Below are 18398 nucleotides of genomic sequence, written 5' to 3'. Positions count from 1 at the left end.
GGCTGTCACACTCCTTGCATTTCGAGCAGCGGCGCGTCCGGGGCAAGGTCCGCGCCGGGACGGTTCACGTAGTCGTGCAGGCGCTGCGTGAGGTGCAGCGCGTCCTCCTCGTCGGCGGCGAGCCGGGTGGCCACCTGGCTGCCGCGCACCGCGGTCACCGGAATGCCCGCGTACTCACCGGGGGTCAGCCCGTTGCGCCGCTGGAACTCCGGCAGGTCGACGAATCCGCCGGTGACGGCGACCAGCGGGCCCGACGTCAGACGGACGACATCGATGTTGGCGCCGTGGAAGACGGTGTACGCCTGGTCGGCCAGCTCCTCCGTCGCGTACCGCAGGGCCGCCGAACGCTGGTTCAGTACGACCGCGGCCACCGAGGAACCCGCGGTGCCGATCACCGAACCGCGCGGGAACGGCGGCCGGTTGTAGCGGCACACGATCTCGATCCGGTTCCGCTGGGCGAGCCGGACAGCCCTTCGGTGCAGCACCTTCGCGCCGTACAGCGACATCAACGCCGCCGTGTTGTACGACACTTCGCCCAGCAGCCGGGCGCCCGTGATCAGGTGCGGGTCGGAGCTGTAGATGCCGTCGACGTCCGAGTGGATCTCGCAGCTGTGCGCGCCGACCGCCGCCGCGACCGCCACCGCCGACAGGTCCGAGCTGTTCTTGCCCAGCCAGGTCGGCCGGCCCTCCTTGTCGGCGGCCTGGCCTCCCGGCACCACCACGACCTCGTGGTCGCGGACCGCCGTACGCAGCGGCTCCGGGTCGGTGTGCTCCAACCGGGCCCACATGAACGACGAGTCCGTGGTCAGCCCCAGCTGGTGGCCGGCGAGCACCGTGGCGCTGCGGCCCGCCCGGTGCAGCGCCGTGGCGAGCAGCTGTGCGCCCACGGTGTCGGCGAGGGTCAGCAGACCGGCGACGGTCTCGTCCTCCGGGTGCGGGTTGACCTGGCTGAGCCGCTCGCGGAACTGCTCCGTCTCACCGGGCTGGCCGCTCACCACGACGACCAGGCGGCTGCCCTCTTCGTCGATCCGCCGGGCCAGCGCCTCGGCCAGCTGCTGATACGCGGCCAGGGTGCGGAAGCTGGAGCCGCCGAACTTCAGGACCGCGGGCGGCTGCTGCGTCGGTGGTGCGGCTGTCACAGGGTCCCCCGGGCGATCAGTTCTTCGGCGATCTGGATGGCGTTGAGCGCGGCGCCGATGGTGAGGTTGTCGGCGACCAGCCAGAGCCAGAAGGCGCGCGGGTTGTTCGGGTTCACGCGGACGCGGCCGACGTGCACCCGGTTGGGGTCGTCGATGGTCGTGGGCGTGGGGAACTCGCGCGGCGACTCACGGTCGTGCACCGTCACCTCGGGCAGCGCCGCCAGCACCTCGACGAGTTCGGCGCGGTCGACCACGCCCTGCGCCTCGATCCACACGGTCTCCGAGTGGCCGTTGACCACCGGCACCCGCACACAGGTGGTGGTGACGTCCAGATGGGGTATGCCGAGGATCTTGCGGGACTCCTGGAGCATCTTCTGCTCCTCCAGCGTGAAGCCGGTGTCCAGGAAACGGTCGATCTTCGGAATGACGTTGAAGGCCAGTGAAGGAGTGAACTCCTTGGCGGGGTACGGCTCCTCGGGGTGCTCCAGGGCGGCCCGGCTCGCCTCCCGCAGTTCCTCGACGCCCGGGTGCCCCAGACCCGACGCGGCCTGGTAGGTGCTGACCACGGCCTGCCGCACACCCCACCGCTCCTCGACCCCCTTCAGGAGCCGTACCAGCGGGATGGTCGAGCAGTTGGGGTTCGCGATCACCCCGGACTTCGGGCGCCGGTCCAGCTCGTGCGCGTTGACCTGCGGTACGACCAGCGGGGTGTCCGGGTCCATGCGGTAGGCGATGGTGTTGTCGATGACGACGGCGCCGGCGGCGGTGGCCTTCGGCACCCACTGCTGGCTCGCCTCGGTGCCCGCGGAGAAGAACGCCAGGTCGACGGTGGAGAAGTCGAACTCGTCCACGGCCTGCACGGGATGGGACACGCCGTCGACGCTCAGCTCGGTGCCTGCCGAACGGGCCGAGGCGACCAGCTGGATGTCGCGGTAGCGCAGACCGCGCTGCTCGATCAGGTCGATGAGCGTGTTGCCGACGGCGCCGGTGGCGCCGACGATGGCGATCCGCGGTGCGGCGGGGTCGGTGACGAGGGTCATCGGGTGCCTCCAGAGTTGATCTGAACCTTGGGCTCGGCGGTCCGTGCGGCGCCGGCGGCAGGGGTGGCGGCCGCTGCCTTGACCGCGCGGCCCTTGAAGGACCAGCCGAGGTTGATGCCGAGGCTGGCGGCGACGATCATCGGGATGCCGAGGGCCTGCAGCAGGCTGACGCTGTGCCCGTACACGGCCCAGTCCATGAGCATCGCCACGGCCGGGTAGACGAACGCCAGGACGGCGATCTTCGGGGTGGGCAGCTTCTGGTACGAGGAGTACATGAGGACGTACATCACGCACGTGTGGATGACGCCCAGACCGACCAGCCAGCCCCAGCCGGCGCCGAGGTCCTTCGTCTCGCTCAGCGTGGTGAAGGGCAGCAGCAGGAAGATGCCGAGCACGAGCTGCACCAGGGCGACCAGATGCGGCTTCACACCGGTGACCCGCTTGGTGATCAGGGTCGAGACGCCGTAGAAGACGGCGGCGAGCAGCGCGTAGCCGAGACCCGCCAGATAGGCGCTGTCCCCGCTGCCCGTCAGGTCGGACGCCGACACCCCGGCGACCAGGATCAGTCCGGCGAAGGCCACTCCGAGCCAGCCGACCTTGCTGGCCGTGATCTTGTCACGGAAGATCAGCGAGCCGAGGAGCATCACGTAGAAGGGCTGCGTGTGGTAGACGACCGTCGCCACGGAGATCGACGTGCCCTCGTACGACTTGAAGAGGAAAGCCCAGTTGAACACGATGAACGCGCCGCCGAGCGCCGCCAGGCCCAGCTTCTTGGCCGTGAAGCCGTGGTTCTTGAAGAAGCCGCGCACCAGGCAGTACAGACCCAGCGCGACGGTGCCGAACAGGCAGCGGAAGAACACCACGTTGAAGGGCGACGCGCCGGATTCGATCACGAAGACGCCCAGGGTGCCCGAGAGCACCATGGCGAGCGTCAGCTCGATCGCTCCCTTCGTCTCCTGGTTCGGTGCCCGAGTGTCGGTACTCATGTGAAGTGCCTTTCTGAGGGGTAGGGGCGGTTGGTCAGTGCAGGGGCACGGCGTAGTGCAGGCCGCCCCTGGTCCACAGCTCGTTGAGTCCGCGCGGCACGGCGAGGCCGGTGGCCGGCCCGAGATTGCGCTCGTAGACGTCCGCGTAGGTGCCGACCGCGTCCAGGACCCGGGCGGCCCAGTCCCGGTCGAGGCCGACGGCCGGCCCGTGCACGCCCGCCGTCTCCGCGGCCTGGGCCAGCGCCTTCTCCCGCTCGCCCACCTCGTCGACCTGGTGCTCGGCGGACACGAGGAGCTGCAGCACCCACCGGCACAGCCGGAACCAGGCCGGGTCGTCGTCGCGTACGGCCGCCGCCATCGGCTCCCGCGAGATGGCCGTGTCGAGGATGCGGTGGGCCGCGGGGTCGTCGAGCGCGGCCCGCTCCCCGGCGAGCGCCACCCGGTCGAGTACGTAGGCCGCGCACGCGCCGGCGGCGTACCCGGCGAGGGTCTCACCCGGCGTGGTGTACGCCACCGGTTCGACCGCCAGTCCCCGACTGCCGTACCAGGAAGCCAGGTTGGCCGCGCTCGTGGTGCCCGCCTGTACGGCCACGCGGCGCCCGGCCAGCTCCTCGGGACGGGTGATCCCGCTGTCCGCACGTACCAGGAAGCCCTCGCCGTCGTAGCAGGTGACTCCCGCGAACAGCACGGGCAGGGAGGCCTCCCGGCCCAGGGTCCAGCTGACATTGCAGACGGTCAGGTCGACCTCGCCGGACGCCAGCCGGCCGAGCCGCTGCGCCGGATCGGTGGGGGCCCACTCGACGGCGTCCGCGCTGCCCAGGGCGGCAGCGGCCACGGCCCGCGCGACATCGGTGTCCAGGCCGCTCCACCGGCCGTCGTCGCCGCGCAGCGAGAGTCCGCGGATGCCGCGGCTGACCGCGGCCCGGAGAACACCGCGCTCGCGCACGGCGTCCAATGTGGGTGTGCTCATGACACGCTCCTAGAAGGGGTGAACCGGGGTACGCCCGGCGTCACGACAGGCTCCGGGGCCGCTGGGGGGTGTACTGCAGTCCCCTGAGGTGCCCGTGGGTCAGTTGCTCGCGGTCGAAGCGGCGCTCGTTGAAGCCGAGCATCGTCAGCAGCCCCTTCGCGCTGACCGGCCGGCGGGCGCCGCCGTGCGCCACCCGCAGGGGCATCCGTCCGGGCTCCGCCCAGCGCAGCATGCCGCCCCCGTCCACATACGCCCGCGACCTGTTGGCGTTGTCCTGGTGCAGGCAGTACGGCACGTCCAGATGACCCCGCGAGAAGGCCCGGACCAGCGACTCACCGACGGTCGGCGCCAGCTCCAGGGTGCTGTCGATCAGCAGCCTGGCCTCTTCGTAGATGCCCGTGTCCGTGGCCTCGACGTCCGGTACCCGGCCCGCCTCGTCCCGTGCGATGGCGTCGGCGAACTCCAGGGCGTCCACGTTCTCGGCGATCGTGGGAATCCGGTGCGCCTCCGCCGGGGTCTTCACGATCAGCCGCTCGCTGCCGCTGCGCACCGCGAGGCGGACGCTCTCCTCCAGGATCCGGTACGAACCCACGGGTGTACGCGGGAACACCCCCATGAACGTGTAGAGCACCACGTGCCAGTCGGCCTGCGGCAGGCGCTCGCCCGCGAGCCGGCGCAGGGCCGCGATCGCCTCCAGATCCTGCCCCGGGTGGGTCTGCTGCGCATAGCTCAGGGAGATGTCGCTCAGTCCGTGCTCGCGGAAGAACAGCGCCTCCAGCACGCTCAGCGCGACCAGCAGACTCGGCGGGCACAACTGCCCGAGCATGCAGCCGCCGAAGCTCTCCAGATGCATCGGCACCGGCTGCGCGGCGATCAGCTCACAGCACTGGGCCCAGGCCTTCACCGCCTCGCTGATCGGCGCTCGGCTGTAGGGCAGGCAGTACGAGACGGGACCGCCCTCGGTCGCGTCCACGCCGGCCGCCACCATCGCCTGGAACAGCGGGTACGGCAGCGCGGAGCCGTGCCTGACCTGGACCGGGAAGTCGTCCCCCGACACCGCGTCCAGCAACTGCCGGGTGGTCCCGGGCCCGTGCGCCACCAGCGGAAAGCCGTTCAGCTCCGCGCCGGTGCGCAGGGCCGCCCGCGCCGATTCGTGGTCATTGACCCGGGTGTAGCTGTCCAGGGTGATCGTGCCGACCGAGGTGGCGTCGGCGGCCCGTACCCCGAGCAGCCCTTCGCGCATCGTGGCGATGTCCGCGAAACCCATCCGCGGCTGGACGACGAGACGCCCCTGCGCATGCGCTTCCCGAATATGGCGGGAGAACCGGCCCAGCGGCCCCGTCCCGGCCACGGGCATTTCGTTTGTTCGCGCCGGTGTGTTCACGCGGCAGCCCCGGAAGTGAGTTCGGGCCGCTCCGCGCTGTCCAGGCTCGCCAGGAATTCCTGGAATCCGTCGATTCCGCCGTCCGCCTCGAATACCGCATCGAATCCGCTGAGCGCGAGCTCCTCGGCGAACACAATGTTCTCGGCGCCGCGCACTCCCAGCTTTCCGCCGATGACGACCCGCAGCTCCGCCAGATCCGGCTCGCTGCGTATGCGGCGGATCAGGCGCAGTCCGTCCAGATGGCCGTGGCCGTTCACCGTACTGATGACCAGGGCGTCCGGCCGGGACCGCCGGCACTCCTCGATGATGAGCTCATCCGGCACGCAGGCACCCAGATTGACGACGTCCGCGCCCTGTTCCTCGAGCAGCAACTGCAGAAAGACCAGGTTCCACATATGGGCGTCGGAAGACACGCTCGACACGACAAACTTCTTCGCCGGGAGCATGACTTGAGACATAAGAGGTTCTCCTTGCCGCTGAAACTGTGACTCTCCGAGTCTCCGTACCGGGCTGTGGCAGAGTCCAGAAAACCGGTTCGGTATTACAGATGGGCTTTATCGAGTCGATCGATCGATGAGACCGAGGTACGGCCCGGACCGCATACCGCCCCTGCTTTTCGGACACTCCCGCCCATCACGGCTCCTGGTATTCCCGGCTGAGGAATTCGATGACCTGCTCCACGAACACCTGGCGCTCGCGCGACAGCTGCGATCCCTTGCGCCAGGCGAGCTGGGTGTACAGCGCGAACGGCGGCTCCCAGGCCAGCGGCACCAGCGATCCGGCGGCCAGTTCGTCGGCGACCGTCATCCGCGGCAGCAGGCTGATCCCGAGCCCCGCACCCACACCCCGCTTGATCGCCTCGATGTTGCCGAACTCCAGGAACGGCACCGGCTCACCGGAGCCGTCGTTCAGCTCCGCCTCCAGCAGCTCCCGGTAGGCGCACCCCGCCTCCGGCGCGAGCACCGACTCCTGGCGCAGCTCGTCCGTCTCCACCTTGGTCTCGTCGGCGAGCCGGTGGCCCGGAGCGGCCACGATGACGAGTGGCTCGGCGCCGAGGACCTCGCTGTGCACACCCGAGTGCTGGGTCTCGGCCTCCATCAGGAAGCCCGCGTCGAACACCCCCTGCCGCAGCGAATGCAGGGTCTCGGCGCACAGGCTGGGCCGCAGCGCGATCTGCAGCCGCGGGTAGCGGTGGTGGAAGTACTCCAGGACGGGCGGCATGCGGTAGGAGGTGATGCTCTCCATCGTGCCGATCGTCAGCACCCCCTCCGGGCGCGCGTCCGGCGATGCCGCACCGCGCGCCTCGTCCGCGAGGGACAGCATCTGGGCCGCGTACGGCAGCAGCCGCGTACCCGCCGGAGTGAGCTTGACCTTGCCCGCGACCCGCTCGAACAGCTCGCTGCCGAGGGACACTTCGAGGGCCTTGATCTGCGCGGTCACGCTGGACTGCGCGTAGTTGAGTTCGGCCGCGGCCCGGGTGAAGCTCCCCAGCGTGGCCACACGGTGAAAGGTCCGGAGTTGCCGGATGTCCATTGGTCTCTCCCGGAGGGATGCGGACGGAAATCGATCCACGGTGGTCGAGACATCGAGCCTGCCGACCCTGCCCGGGCGGCGGAAGCAGATCCCGCTGGCACACAGTGCCCACGGCAGAGATGTGCCGGGGGACGGGAGCCGCGAGGACGTCGCCGAGCGCGGGCCGCCCCGGGCGGTGGTTGGGGGGCTGGGCGGTGTGTGCGGGGGTTAGGGGGAGGTCGGTTGCGGGCTGGGTGGTGTGTCGGGGGTTAGGGGGAGGTCGGTCGCGGGCTGGGTGGTGCGGCTGGGGCCGGGCGGAGGTCGGTGCGGGCCGGGCGGTGTGCGCCGGGGCCGGGCGCAGGTCGGTGCGGGCTCGGCGGTGCGCGCCAGGGCGGGCGGACGTGGTGCGGGCCGGGCGGACGTGGTGCCGGCCGGGCGGACGTCGGTGCGGGCCGGGTGGTGCGAGCGGTGTCACCCGTGAGGATGTCGTCTCCGGGCGGCCGCCCGGGAGCCCGGCCCCCGCTGTTCGCTTCCGCCCCACGTTTGTCAGTGCCGGGCCGTAGGGTTGGTCACGCTATGACGAAGCCCCCACTCTCCGAGCTCCTGCACGCCGCCGTCACCGCTGTCGGCGGGACGGAGCGCCCCGGCCAGGTGACCATGGCCGAATCGGTCGCCGAGGCGATCGACGACGGATCCCACCTGCTGGTCCAGGCCGGCACCGGCACCGGAAAGTCGCTCGGCTATCTCGTGCCGGCGCTCGCGCACGGGGAACGGGTGGTCGTCGCCACGGCCACCCTGGCGCTGCAGCGCCAGCTCGTGGAGCGCGACCTGCCCCGCACGGTCGACGCCCTGCACCCGCTGCTGCGCCGCCGCCCGGAGTTCGCGATGCTCAAGGGCCGGTCGAACTACCTCTGCCTGCACCGTCTGCACGAGGGCGTGCCGCAGGACGAGGAGGACGGCCTCTTCGACCAGTTCGAGGCCGCCGCGCCCACCAGCAAGCTCGGCCAGGACCTCCTGCGGCTGCGCGACTGGTCGGACGAGACCGAGACCGGCGACCGGGACGATCTCACCCCGGGTGTGTCGGACCGCGCCTGGGCGCAGGTGTCGGTGTCGTCGCGGGAGTGCCTGGGCGCGTCGAAGTGCGCGTACGGCGCCGAGTGCTTCGCCGAGATGGCCCGCGAGCGTGCCAAGCTCGCCGACGTCGTGGTCACGAACCACGCACTGCTCGCCATCGACGCCATCGAGGGCGCGCCGGTGCTGCCGCAGCACGAGGTGCTGATCGTGGACGAGGCCCACGAACTCGTCTCCAGGGTCACCGGCGTCGCGACCGGTGAACTCACGCCCGGCCAGGTCAACCGGGCGGTGCGCCGCGCCGCCAAGCTCGTCGACGAGAAGGCCGCCGACCAGCTGCAGACCGCCGCGGAGGGCTTCGAGCGGCTGATGGAGCTGGCCCTGCCGGGCCGCCTGGAGGAGATCCCGGAAGACCTCGGCTACGCCCTCATGGCGCTGCGGGACGCCGCCCGCACGGTCATCACCGCGCTCGGCTCGACCCGCGACAAGTCGGTGCAGGACGAGGACGCGGTGCGCAAGCAGGCGCTCGCCTCGGTGGAGACGGTCCACGACGTGGCCGAGCGGGTCCTGAACGGCTCGGAGTGGGACGTCGTCTGGTACGAGCGGCACGACCGCTTCGGTGCGTCCCTGCGGATCGCTCCCATGTCCGTCTCGGGCCTGCTCAGGGAGAAGCTCTTCGCCGACCGCGCCGTCGTCCTCACCTCCGCGACCCTCAAGCTGGGCGGCGACTTCAACGGGGTCGGTGCCTCGCTGGGACTCGGCCCGGAGGGCGTGGAGGGCGAGGATCTGCCGCAGTGGAAGGGGGTGGATGTCGGTTCGCCGTTCGACTACCGCAGACAGGGCATCCTGTACGTCGCCAAGCACCTCGCACGCCCCGCGCGTGACGGCGAGCGCACCGACATGCTCGACGAGCTGACCGAGCTCATCCAGGCGGCCGGCGGACGCACGCTCGGGCTGTTCTCGTCCATGCGGGCCGCACAGCTCGCGGCGGAGGAGCTGCGCTCCCGGATCCCCGAGTTCCCGATCCTGCTCCAGGGCGAGGAGACCCTCGGTGAACTGATCAAGAACTTCGCGGCCGACCCGAAGACGTGCCTGTTCGGCACGCTGTCCCTGTGGCAGGGCGTCGATGTCCCCGGGCCCAGCTGCCAGCTCGTCGTCATGGACAAGATTCCGTTCCCGCGTCCCGACGATCCCCTGATGAGTGCCCGGCAGAAGGCGGTGGAGGACGCGGGCGGCAACGGTTTCATGGCGGTGGCCGCCACGCACGCGGCCCTGCTGATGGCCCAGGGCGCCGGGCGGCTCGTCCGCGCGTCGGGGGACCGGGGTGTGGTCGCCGTACTGGACCAGCGACTGGCCACCGCACGGTACGGCGGCTATCTCAAGGCGTCACTGCCGGACTTCTGGTACACGACGGACCGTAACCAGGTGCGCAAGTCGCTCGCCGCGATCGATGCGGCGGCCAAGGCGGCGGAAGCGGAGTACGCGGAGGCGAAGTGATCGCGGGGTGGCGTGACCGGTGCCGGTCAGGCCACCCCGCCACGGGGAAGCGCCCAGGAGCACCCCGGAAGGCCGACGCGGGTAGCACCCCGGTGCTGGGCGCTGAGGACCTCTGGATGCAGCGGGGCCCCGGAACCGGCGCAGGGGTTCCGGGGCCCGGTCAGGGAGCGAGCGGCCGTGCGGCCCGCCCGCCGCGGGCGTCACACGCGCCGCAGCACCGCGACGACCTTGCCGAGGATGGTCGCGTCGTCGCCCGGGATGGGCTCGTAGGCCGCGTTGTGCGGGAGGAGCCAGACGTGGCCGTCCTCGCGCTTGAAGCGCTTGACGGTGGCTTCGCCGTCGAGCATGGCCGCCACGATGTCGCCGTTCTCGGCGACCGGCTGACGGCGCACGGTGACCCAGTCACCGTCGCAGATCGCGGCCTCGATCATGGAGTCGCCGACGACCTTGAGGACGAACAGTTCACCGTCGCCGACGAGCTGGCGGGGGAGAGGGAAGACGTCCTCGACGGACTCCTCCGCGAGGATGGGGCCACCGGCGGCGATACGGCCGACCAGGGGGACGTAGGACGCGGCGGGCTTGCCGGCGGTGTCCGTGGGCTGCACGCTCACGGCCTGGTCGGAGCCGCGCACCTCGTAGGCGCGGGGCCGGTGCGGGTCGCGGCGCAGGAAGCCCTTGCGCTCCAGCGCCATGAGCTGATGTGCGACCGACGAGGTGCTGGAGAGGCCGACGGCCTGGCCGATCTCCCGCATCGACGGCGGGTATCCGCGCCGCTGGACGGAGTCACGGATGACTTCGATCACGCGGCGCTGCCGATCGGTGAGTCCGGAGCTGTCCGCCCGGATTCCCGGAGGTCGGCCCGGCAGGGAGCGCTTGTGCCCCTCGGGATTCGTGGCTTCGTTCATCACGTGTACCGGCTCGACTCGGCCCTGGGAGCGGTCCTGGGCGGTGATGGTGGCACTGTCTGCGGTGGTGGTCACGTCGGCCCCTCTCGATGGTCTCCCTGCTGCACAACGGTAGTTGCTTTCGAAAGGTTGCGCCAAACACACGTTCGAGTGAAAAAGTGCGATTCACCTGACGCGATCGCGTGTCTGGGTGTATTGCTGACGCGCTGCCTGGCGGGCAAAAGCGCCCATTGTTGTACTCTTCACCGCCGGGATTGCCGACCTCGTGAGCCGCCACCCCAGTCTGCCATCCGGAACCCGGCCGTCCGGGCTTCGGGTCCCTGGTGTGCCGGAGTGCCACGCGTCCTCCGCGCGGCGCCCACGGTATCCCCGTAAGCGCCACAGTGATACGGCTCCGCGTCCGCGTGTCCCTGTCGTCACCTGTGTGCGCGCATGTCCGCTGTCCTCTGCGGCGACACGCGAGCCCGCCTCGGCGTATGAGTCAATCCCCACATGTAGTGGTTGGATGGCTACGGCAGCCCACAAATTGTGGTCCCCCGGGTCTGAAGTGGCTCCGCGATCCCCTATGCTTAGGGCTGCTTCGCGGGGCCCATGAGACCCGGTGAGGTTGTTGAGTCTGCTGTGAGGAGGGTTGGAGATCATGCACTGCCCCTTCTGCAGGCACCCCGACAGCCGCGTGGTCGACAGTCGTACGACCGACGACGGCACGTCGATCCGCAGGCGCCGTCAGTGCCCCGACTGCTCCCGTCGTTTCACGACCGTGGAGACGTGCTCGCTCATGGTGATCAAGCGGTCGGGGGTCACGGAGCCCTTCAGTCGTGCCAAGGTCATCAACGGCGTGCGCAAGGCATGCCAGGGACGGCCTGTCACCGAGGACGCACTCGCCCAGCTCGGCCAGCGGGTCGAGGAGGCGGTGCGGGCCACCGGAAGCGCCGAGCTGACCACCCACGACGTGGGGCTGGCCATACTCGGCCCGTTGCAGGAACTCGACCTCGTCGCCTATCTGCGATTCGCCTCCGTCTACCGGGCGTTCGACTCGCTCGAGGACTTCGAGGCCGCCATCGCGGAGCTCAGGGAGGCGACGGGAGGCCCCGCCGCGGACGAGGATGACGCGGCAGCGGGGAGCCAGGAAGACGATCGAGGGCCCGGCGGGACCACTCGGGTTCCCGTGCCCGCCCACGCCGCCGACTGACCGGAGGGCCGGACGCCGGGAGGAGCCCCGGGTTCCGGCCGGGAGGCGGCGACCGAAGACCTGTTGCGGGTGGCGGCTGAGGGTGCCCGCAACACAAGACAGAACACCGTGCCACGGGAACAAACGGGGCACTTCAGGGCGTTTTTGCCCGTACAGGGAGGCGGCATGACAGAGACGGCGAGCGGTCCGGCACGAGGTTCCCGAGCCAAGGGCGCCAAGGCCACCAAGGGGCTGCGTGTCGAGCGCATCCACACCACCCCCGGCGTACACCCGTACGACGAGGTGTCGTGGGAGCGCCGTGACGTCGTCATGACCAACTGGCGCGACGGCTCGGTCAACTTCGAGCAGCGTGGCGTCGAGTTCCCCGACTTCTGGTCGGTGAACGCGGTCAACATCGTCACCAGCAAGTACTTCCGTGGTGCCGTCGGCACCCCGCAGCGCGAGACCAGCCTCAAGCAGCTGATCGACCGCATCGTGAAGACGTACCGGAAGGCCGGTGAGGACCACAAGTACTTCGCCTCCCCCGCCGACGCGGAGATCTTCGAGCACGAGCTGGCGTACGCCCTCCTGCACCAGATCTTCAGCTTCAACAGCCCCGTCTGGTTCAACGTGGGCACGTCGCAGCCCCAGCAGGTCTCCGCCTGCTTCATCCTGTCCGTCGACGACTCCATGGAGTCGATCCTCGACTGGTACAAGGAAGAGGGCATGATCTTCAAGGGCGGCTCCGGCGCCGGCCTGAACCTCTCCCGCATCCGCTCCTCCAAGGAGCTGCTGTCCTCCGGCGGCAACGCCTCCGGCCCGGTCTCCTTCATGCGCGGCGCCGACGCCTCCGCCGGCACCATCAAGTCCGGTGGTGCCACCCGCCGCGCCGCCAAGATGGTCGTGCTCGACGTCGACCACCCCGACATCGAGGACTTCATCGAGACCAAGGTCAAGGAAGAGGAGAAGATCCGCGTCCTGCGCGACGCGGGCTTCGACATGGACCTGGGCGGCGACGACATCACCTCCGTCCAGTACCAGAACGCCAACAACTCGGTCCGTGTGAACGACGAGTTCATGAAGGCGGTCGAGGCGGGCGGCCAGTTCGGCCTGCGCGCCAGGATGACCGGTGAGGTCATCGAGGAGGTCGACGCCAAGGCGCTCTTCCGCAAGATCGCCGAGGCCGCCTGGGCCTGCGCCGACCCGGGCATCCAGTACGACGACACCATCAACAACTGGCACACCTGCCCCGAGTCCGGCCGGATCACCGCGTCGAACCCGTGCAGCGAGTACATGCACCTGGACAACACGTCCTGCAACCTGGCCTCGCTGAACCTGATGAAGTTCCTGAAGGACGACGGCAAGGGCAACCAGTCCTTCGAGACCGAGCGCTTCCAGAAGGTCGTCGAGCTGGTCATCACCGCGATGGACATCTCGATCTGCTTCGCGGACTTCCCGACCCAGAAGATCGGCGAGAACACCCGCGCCTTCCGCCAGCTCGGCATCGGCTACGCCAACCTCGGCGCCCTGCTGATGGCCACCGGCCACGCCTACGACTCCGACGGCGGCCGCGCCCTCGCCGGCGCCATCACCTCCCTGATGACCGGTACGGCCTACCGCCGCTCCGCCGAGCTGGCCGCGGTCGTCGGCACCTACGACGGCTACGCCCGCAACGCCGATGCCCACAACCGCGTCATGAAGCAGCACGCGGACGCCAACGGCACGGCCGTCCGCATGGACGACCTGGACACCCCGGTGTGGGCCGCCGCCACGGAGGCCTGGCAGGACGTCGTCCGTCTCGGTGAGAAGAACGGTTTCCGTAACTCCCAGGCGTCCGTCCTCGCCCCGACCGGCACCATCGGTCTGGCGATGTCCTGCGACACCACCGGCGTCGAGCCCGACCTCGCCCTGGTGAAGTTCAAGAAGCTGGTCGGCGGCGGCTCGATGCAGATCGTCAACGGCACCGTCCCGCAGGCCCTGCGCCGCCTGGGCTACCAGGAGGAGCAGATCGAGGCGATCGTCGCCCACATCGCCGAGCACGGCAATGTGATCGACGCCCCCGGCCTCAAGCCCGAGCACTACGAGGTCTTCGACTGCGCCATGGGCGAGCGCGCCATCTCCCCGATGGGCCACGTCCGCATGATGGCCGCGATCCAGCCGTGGATCTCCGGCGCCATTTCCAAGACGGTCAACATGCCGGAGACGGCGACCGTCGAGGAGGTCGAGGAGATCTACTTCGAGGCCTGGAAGCTGGGCGTCAAGGCGCTCGCGATCTACCGCGACAACTGCAAGGTCGGCCAGCCGCTCTCCGCCAAGACCAAGGAGAAGGAGAAGGCCGAGGTCACGGAGAAGGCCGAGGCGGCCATCCGCGAGACGGTCGAGAAGGTCATCGAGTACCGCCCGGTCCGCAAGCGTCTGCCCAAGGGCCGCCCGGGGATCACCACGTCCTTCACGGTCGGCGGTGCCGAGGGCTACATGACCGCCAACTCCTACCCGGACGACGGTCTCGGCGAGGTCTTCCTGAAGATGTCCAAGCAGGGCTCCACGCTCGCGGGCATGATGGATGCCTTCTCCATCGCCGTCTCGGTCGGCCTCCAGTACGGCGTGCCGCTGGAGACGTACGTCTCGAAGTTCACCAACATGCGCTTCGAGCCGGCCGGCATGACCGACGACCCGGACGTGCGGATGGCGCAGTCGATCGTCGACTACATCTTCCGTCGCCTGGCGCTGGACTTCCTGCCCTTCGAGACCCGCTCCGCGCTCGGCATCCACTCCGCCGAGGAGCGTCAGCGGCACCTGGAGACCGGTTCCTACGAGCCGGCCGACGACGAGGTCGACGTCGAGGGCCTGGCCCAGTCCGCGCCGCGCGCCCAGGAACTGAAGGCGGTCGCCACGCCGAAGGCCGAGGTCGAGACGGTCAAGTCCGCCCCGAAGCAGGCCCACACCAGCGCCGAGCTGGTGGAGATGCAGCTGGGCATCCAGGCCGACGCCCCGCTGTGCTTCTCCTGCGGTACGAAGATGCAGCGGGCCGGTTCCTGCTACATCTGCGAGGGCTGCGGCTCGACCAGCGGCTGCAGCTGATGACGCGCAGTTTCTGAAGTGAAGTAAGGGGCGTCGGCAATGGCCGGCGCCCCTTACCGCTAGTGGGCCCTGCCCATGGCCCGGGTGAAGGTCGCGGGATCCTCCTCGAAGCCGTGCACGCCGGGACGGAAGGTCCACTCCCCGGAGCCGTCACGGACGAATTCGGCGATCGTGGCCGCCGTCGCCCGGGGGACCGAGCCGAAGTCGTCCTCGGCGAGCACGGTGTAGCGGTCCACCCGGATGCGCATGGCCGGATTCAGCACGTCGGCGAATGTCTTGTGCTCAAAGCGCTGCTGGATGACGACACCGACCACCACGCGCGCGTACCGGTCGTCGAGCCGGTCCAGTTCCAGCGTCATGACCTCGTCCCAGCCGAAGCCCCTGCCGTCCGTGCTGTCCCGGTTGAGGAAGATGGTGCCGTCCGGTGAGCGGCTGTCGAAGTGCACGAGATAGGCCGGGGCCCCGTACGGGTCGTCCGCCAGGAACGGCGCGGCGACGAGGTCGAGATCGGTGGGCGGCCGGCCCGCAGGACTGGGGTCCCACTGGAGCCCGACCTCCACCTTGCTGATTCCCTTGCTGAAGCCGGTCAACAGGCTTCCCCTTCCCCCGGGTGGTGGCCTCAGTCCCCAACTCGTCTGCAGTCGGGGCTTCTTGTTCATCGTGCCACGCGCGCGGGGGCACATGCGCGGGTGATCTCCGCCGGAGCGTGACCGGCGCCACGCCGTGTGGCCTTACGATGGCGCGGTGCTGGTCAAGTGGATTCGCTGCACCGTGGTGGACCGCCGCGGTTTCGAGCGGGGGCAGCGGAAATGGGCGGGGCTTCCGGGGGAGCCGGGTTTTCGGGGGCAGGGTGGGGGCTGGAGCCGGCAGCGGCCGGGGGTGGCGCACATCTTCGCCTTCTGGGAGAGCCGCGCCTTCTACGACTCCTTCATGGCCCGCTCCCACGACCGCCTGGCGGCCGCCCAGTCCGGCACGTTCAAGGACGCCCATGTCAAACTCTTCGAGTACCGCTTCGATGTGAAGACGGGGTTCGAGCCGCGGTTCACCGACACCGATCTGATCCGCGTGGCCCTGTGCCGGGTCCACGAGGAGCGCGTCGAGCACTTCACACTCATGCAGGAGAAGGTCTGGAACCCCGCGATGGCCGGATCGCCCGGGATGATCCGCGGGATGTTCGCCGAGGCACCCGAGCAGGAGTTCCTGGTCCTGTCGATGTGGCGGTCCGCGGCCGAGCACGGCAAGTACCGCACCGAGCGCGTGGAGCGCCTCGCGCTGCGCGCCCAGACCGAGGCCGACGTGGCGGCGCTCTCCGGTGACATCGTGGACCTGGAGCCGTCCTGGACGGTCTGAGGCCCCAGACGTGCGTTCGAAGAGCAAACTCGTGTGATCTACGCTGTATGGGGCCGTACGAGTGCTCGACCTCCCCTCGTTCGATCTAGGGTTTTGGCATGGTACGACCACGGCGCATCGTCCTTGTCCGGCACGGCGAGTCAACGGGCAACATTGACGACTCCGTGTACGAACGCGAACCCGACCACGCCCTCGCGCTGACCGAGCGCGGCCGGCGGCAGGCCGAGGAGACCGGCAAGAAGCTCCGGGAACTCTTCGGCAGGGAACGCGTGAGCGTGTACGTCTCCCCCTACCGCCGGACGCACGACACGCTCCGCGCCTTCCACCTCGACCCCGACCTCATACGCGTCCGGGAGGAGCCCAGGCTGCGTGAACAGGACTGGGGGAACTGGCAGGACCGCGACGACGTGCGCCTGCAGAAGGCCTACCGCGACGCGTACGGCCACTTCTTCTTCCGGTTCCCCCAGGGCGAGTCCGGCGCCGACGTGTACGACCGGGTCGGCGGCTTCCTGGAGAGCCTGTTCCGCAGCTTCGAGGCGCCGGACCACCCGCCGAACGTTCTCCTGGTGACGCATGGTCTCGCGATGCGCCTGTTCTGTATGCGCTGGTTCCACTGGACCGTCGCGGAATTCGAGTCGCTGGCGAATCCGGGGAACGCCGAGATGCGGATGCTCGTTCTGGGGGACGACGGCAAGTACACGCTCGACCGGCCTTTCGAACGCTGGCGTGAGCCGGTTCCCTACTGGGTGAACGGATAGAGTGGCAGAGCGATGACCGCTGACTCCTCTTCCTCCGGACGCCTGGAGCGCGCCCTGGCGAGCCTGCGCGGACTGGCCGTCGGGGACGCCCTGGGCTCCCAGTTCTTCGTTCCCGCGCACTACCCCCTGCTGAAGCGACGCGAGCTGCCCGCGGGGCCCTGGCAGTGGACCGACGACACCGAGATGGCCTGCTCCGTCGTCGCCGTACTCGCTGCCCACCGGCGCATCGACCAGGACGCGCTGGCCCGCTCCTTCGCCGACCACCACGACTTCGACCGGGGCTACGGCCCCGCCGTCAATCGTCTGCTCAGACTGGTCCGGGAGGGCGGGGACTGGCGGGAGCTGGCCGCCGGCCTGTTCAACGGACAGGGGTCGTGGGGCAACGGAGCGGCGATGCGGATCGCGCCCCTCGGTGCCTGGTACGCGGACGATCCGGAGCAGGCGACCCACCAGGCTGAGATCTCGGCCTACCCCACCCACCAGCACCGTGAGGCCGTCGTCGGCGCCATGGCCGTGGCCGCGGCGGCGGCTCTGGCCGGTTCGCCGGACGGCCCGCCCAGCCCCGAGTCACTCCTCGACGGTGTCATCGCCCTGGTGCCGAAGAGCGCCGTCGGCCAGGGACTCCGGCGTGCCCGGGACATGCTCGACTACGGCGACGCGGGCACCGTCGCGGCCGTGCTGGGATGCGGACGGCGTACGACCGCCCACGACACCGTGCCCTTCGCCCTCTGGTCCGCCGCGCGGAGCCTCGGTGACTTCGAGGCGGCCTTCTGGACGACGGCCGGGGTGGGCGGCGACGTGGACACGACCTGCGCGATCGTGGGCGGCGTGCTCGCCTCGGGCAAGGCCGGGGCTCCGCCCGCCGCATGGACGGAGCGGGTCGAGGCACTGCCGGACTGGGTGCCGACAGGGCCCTGACGGGCCCGGCGCCTCGGACTCGGCATTTCACGCGGATGCAGCCCGCTTGACGGCTTCCCGTGTGCGGTGGACCCGGTCAGGCAATGTGCGAAAACTCTCCGTGTCCGCCGGGAACTCTCCGTTACCACCGTCCGTTCCTCTCATACCCGTCGTACTCCGCGGCTTTCCGGCTGCGGGCGGCGGACAGCAGGAGCACCCAAGTGAGGTCCGTGGTGCTGAACTTGAGGATGCCCCTCCCGGCGGGCCCCGTGCGCGGCAGTGTGCGCGGCAGTGTGCGCGAGGACCCTCTCGCCCTGTGCCGGCAGGCGCGGCAGTAATTCACGAGTGCGATCGCATCCGGGCGGAGCGCTTCCACGAGGTGATCGTCGGAGGTGTGGTGGAGCCGACTGTCCAGCTCCTCAGTGAAGTCGTCATCCGTGGGATGGAGGGGGAAGAGGTGTGGTCGGATGCGGCTGACAGCTATGTCTTCGATGCCGTCGCAGCCGCGACGATGTACCGCTCGAAGATGTGCGCCGGCGAATGGAGCGACCAGGCTCTTGAAGAGATGACCGACCGGCTGATGCTCCCGCTGCTCCGCCCCCACGGGGGCTGAGCCCGCACGTCGGTGACCTGCGCG

16 protein-coding genes are annotated in these 18398 nt (G+C 69.9%); 7 read left to right on the top strand and 9 right to left on the bottom strand.

Annotated elements, in window-relative coordinates; translation table 11 throughout:
- Positions 1-5 precede the first annotated feature (5 nt).
- From ACZ41I_RS31885 to ACZ41I_RS31855, 7 genes are all read right to left on the bottom strand, one after another.
- On the bottom strand, positions 6-1139 hold the full coding sequence (locus ACZ41I_RS31885) for an amino acid kinase family protein (RefSeq protein ID WP_363217023.1): 1134 nt from the start codon (positions 1137-1139) through the stop codon (positions 6-8).
- Positions 1136-2179, bottom strand: coding sequence for an aspartate-semialdehyde dehydrogenase (locus tag ACZ41I_RS31880; RefSeq protein WP_363217022.1), 1044 nt, complete (start codon positions 2177-2179; stop codon positions 1136-1138). The genes ACZ41I_RS31885 and ACZ41I_RS31880 overlap by 4 nt, the downstream gene beginning before the upstream one ends.
- Positions 2176-3165, bottom strand: a complete 990-nt coding sequence (locus tag ACZ41I_RS31875; protein ID WP_468326792.1) for a DMT family transporter — start codon at positions 3163-3165, stop codon at positions 2176-2178. Before ACZ41I_RS31875 ends, ACZ41I_RS31880 begins: the two co-directional genes overlap by 4 nt.
- Before the next feature lie 34 nt (positions 3166-3199).
- A complete protein-coding gene (locus ACZ41I_RS31870) occupies positions 3200-4135 on the bottom strand; it encodes a transporter substrate-binding domain-containing protein (RefSeq protein WP_363217020.1) in 936 nt (311 codons plus the stop codon).
- 40 nt (positions 4136-4175) lie between these two features.
- Entirely contained in the window at positions 4176-5486 is a 1311-nt protein-coding gene (locus ACZ41I_RS31865; protein WP_468515686.1) for a methylaspartate mutase, read from the bottom strand.
- Positions 5487-5515: 29 nt separating this feature from the next.
- Entirely contained in the window at positions 5516-5965 is a 450-nt protein-coding gene (locus ACZ41I_RS31860; RefSeq protein WP_468515685.1) for a cobalamin B12-binding domain-containing protein, read from the bottom strand.
- 187 nt (positions 5966-6152) lie between these two features.
- Positions 6153-7052 (bottom strand): LysR family transcriptional regulator, encoded by a 900-nt coding sequence (locus ACZ41I_RS31855; RefSeq protein WP_363217016.1) that lies wholly within the window; start codon positions 7050-7052, stop codon positions 6153-6155.
- Between the two features lie 555 nt (positions 7053-7607).
- Between ACZ41I_RS31855 and ACZ41I_RS31850 the strand changes: the two genes are divergently transcribed.
- The gene (locus ACZ41I_RS31850; RefSeq protein ID WP_399772448.1) at positions 7608-9599 is read left to right on the top strand and encodes an ATP-dependent DNA helicase; all 1992 of its coding nucleotides are present in this window, start codon (positions 7608-7610) and stop codon (positions 9597-9599) included.
- A 200-nt stretch (positions 9600-9799) separates the two neighbouring features.
- Here the strand turns inward: ACZ41I_RS31850 and lexA are convergent, their stop codons facing one another.
- Positions 9800-10579 (bottom strand): transcriptional repressor LexA, encoded by a 780-nt coding sequence (gene lexA, locus ACZ41I_RS31845; RefSeq protein WP_023546157.1) that lies wholly within the window; start codon positions 10577-10579, stop codon positions 9800-9802.
- Between the two features lie 565 nt (positions 10580-11144).
- Here lexA and nrdR point away from each other — a divergent pair.
- A complete protein-coding gene (gene nrdR / locus ACZ41I_RS31840; RefSeq protein WP_363217013.1) occupies positions 11145-11696 on the top strand; it encodes a transcriptional regulator NrdR in 552 nt (183 codons plus the stop codon).
- 165 nt (positions 11697-11861) lie between these two features.
- Positions 11862-14756, top strand: coding sequence for a vitamin B12-dependent ribonucleotide reductase (locus tag ACZ41I_RS31835; RefSeq protein ID WP_468515684.1), 2895 nt, complete (start codon positions 11862-11864; stop codon positions 14754-14756).
- 59 nt (positions 14757-14815) lie between these two features.
- Here ACZ41I_RS31835 and ACZ41I_RS31830 read toward each other — a convergent pair whose 3' ends face one another.
- Positions 14816-15346 carry a TerD family protein gene (locus tag ACZ41I_RS31830; RefSeq protein WP_468324137.1) on the bottom strand — a complete coding sequence of 177 codons (531 nt, stop codon included), beginning with the start codon at positions 15344-15346 and terminating at the stop codon, positions 14816-14818.
- A 154-nt stretch (positions 15347-15500) separates the two neighbouring features.
- Between ACZ41I_RS31830 and ACZ41I_RS31825 the strand changes: the two genes are divergently transcribed.
- The 4 genes from ACZ41I_RS31825 to ACZ41I_RS31810 all read left to right on the top strand — a co-directional run bounded on the left by ACZ41I_RS31825 (position 15501) and on the right by ACZ41I_RS31810 (position 18374).
- Positions 15501-16106, top strand: a complete 606-nt coding sequence (locus ACZ41I_RS31825) for a YdbC family protein (protein ID WP_363217009.1) — start codon at positions 15501-15503, stop codon at positions 16104-16106.
- Between the two features lie 98 nt (positions 16107-16204).
- On the top strand, positions 16205-16864 hold the full coding sequence (locus ACZ41I_RS31820) for a histidine phosphatase family protein (protein ID WP_363217007.1): 660 nt from the start codon (positions 16205-16207) through the stop codon (positions 16862-16864).
- Between the two features lie 12 nt (positions 16865-16876).
- Positions 16877-17782, top strand: a complete 906-nt coding sequence (locus ACZ41I_RS31815; RefSeq protein WP_363217006.1) for an ADP-ribosylglycohydrolase family protein — start codon at positions 16877-16879, stop codon at positions 17780-17782.
- A 295-nt stretch (positions 17783-18077) separates the two neighbouring features.
- Entirely contained in the window at positions 18078-18374 is a 297-nt protein-coding gene (locus ACZ41I_RS31810) for a hypothetical protein (RefSeq protein WP_468515683.1), read from the top strand.
- Positions 18375-18398: the final 24 nt, after the last annotated feature.

The sequence above is a fragment of the Streptomyces sp. NPDC030799 genome, from assembly GCF_055572255.1.
This window is presented reverse-complemented; position numbering and strand designations above follow the sequence as displayed.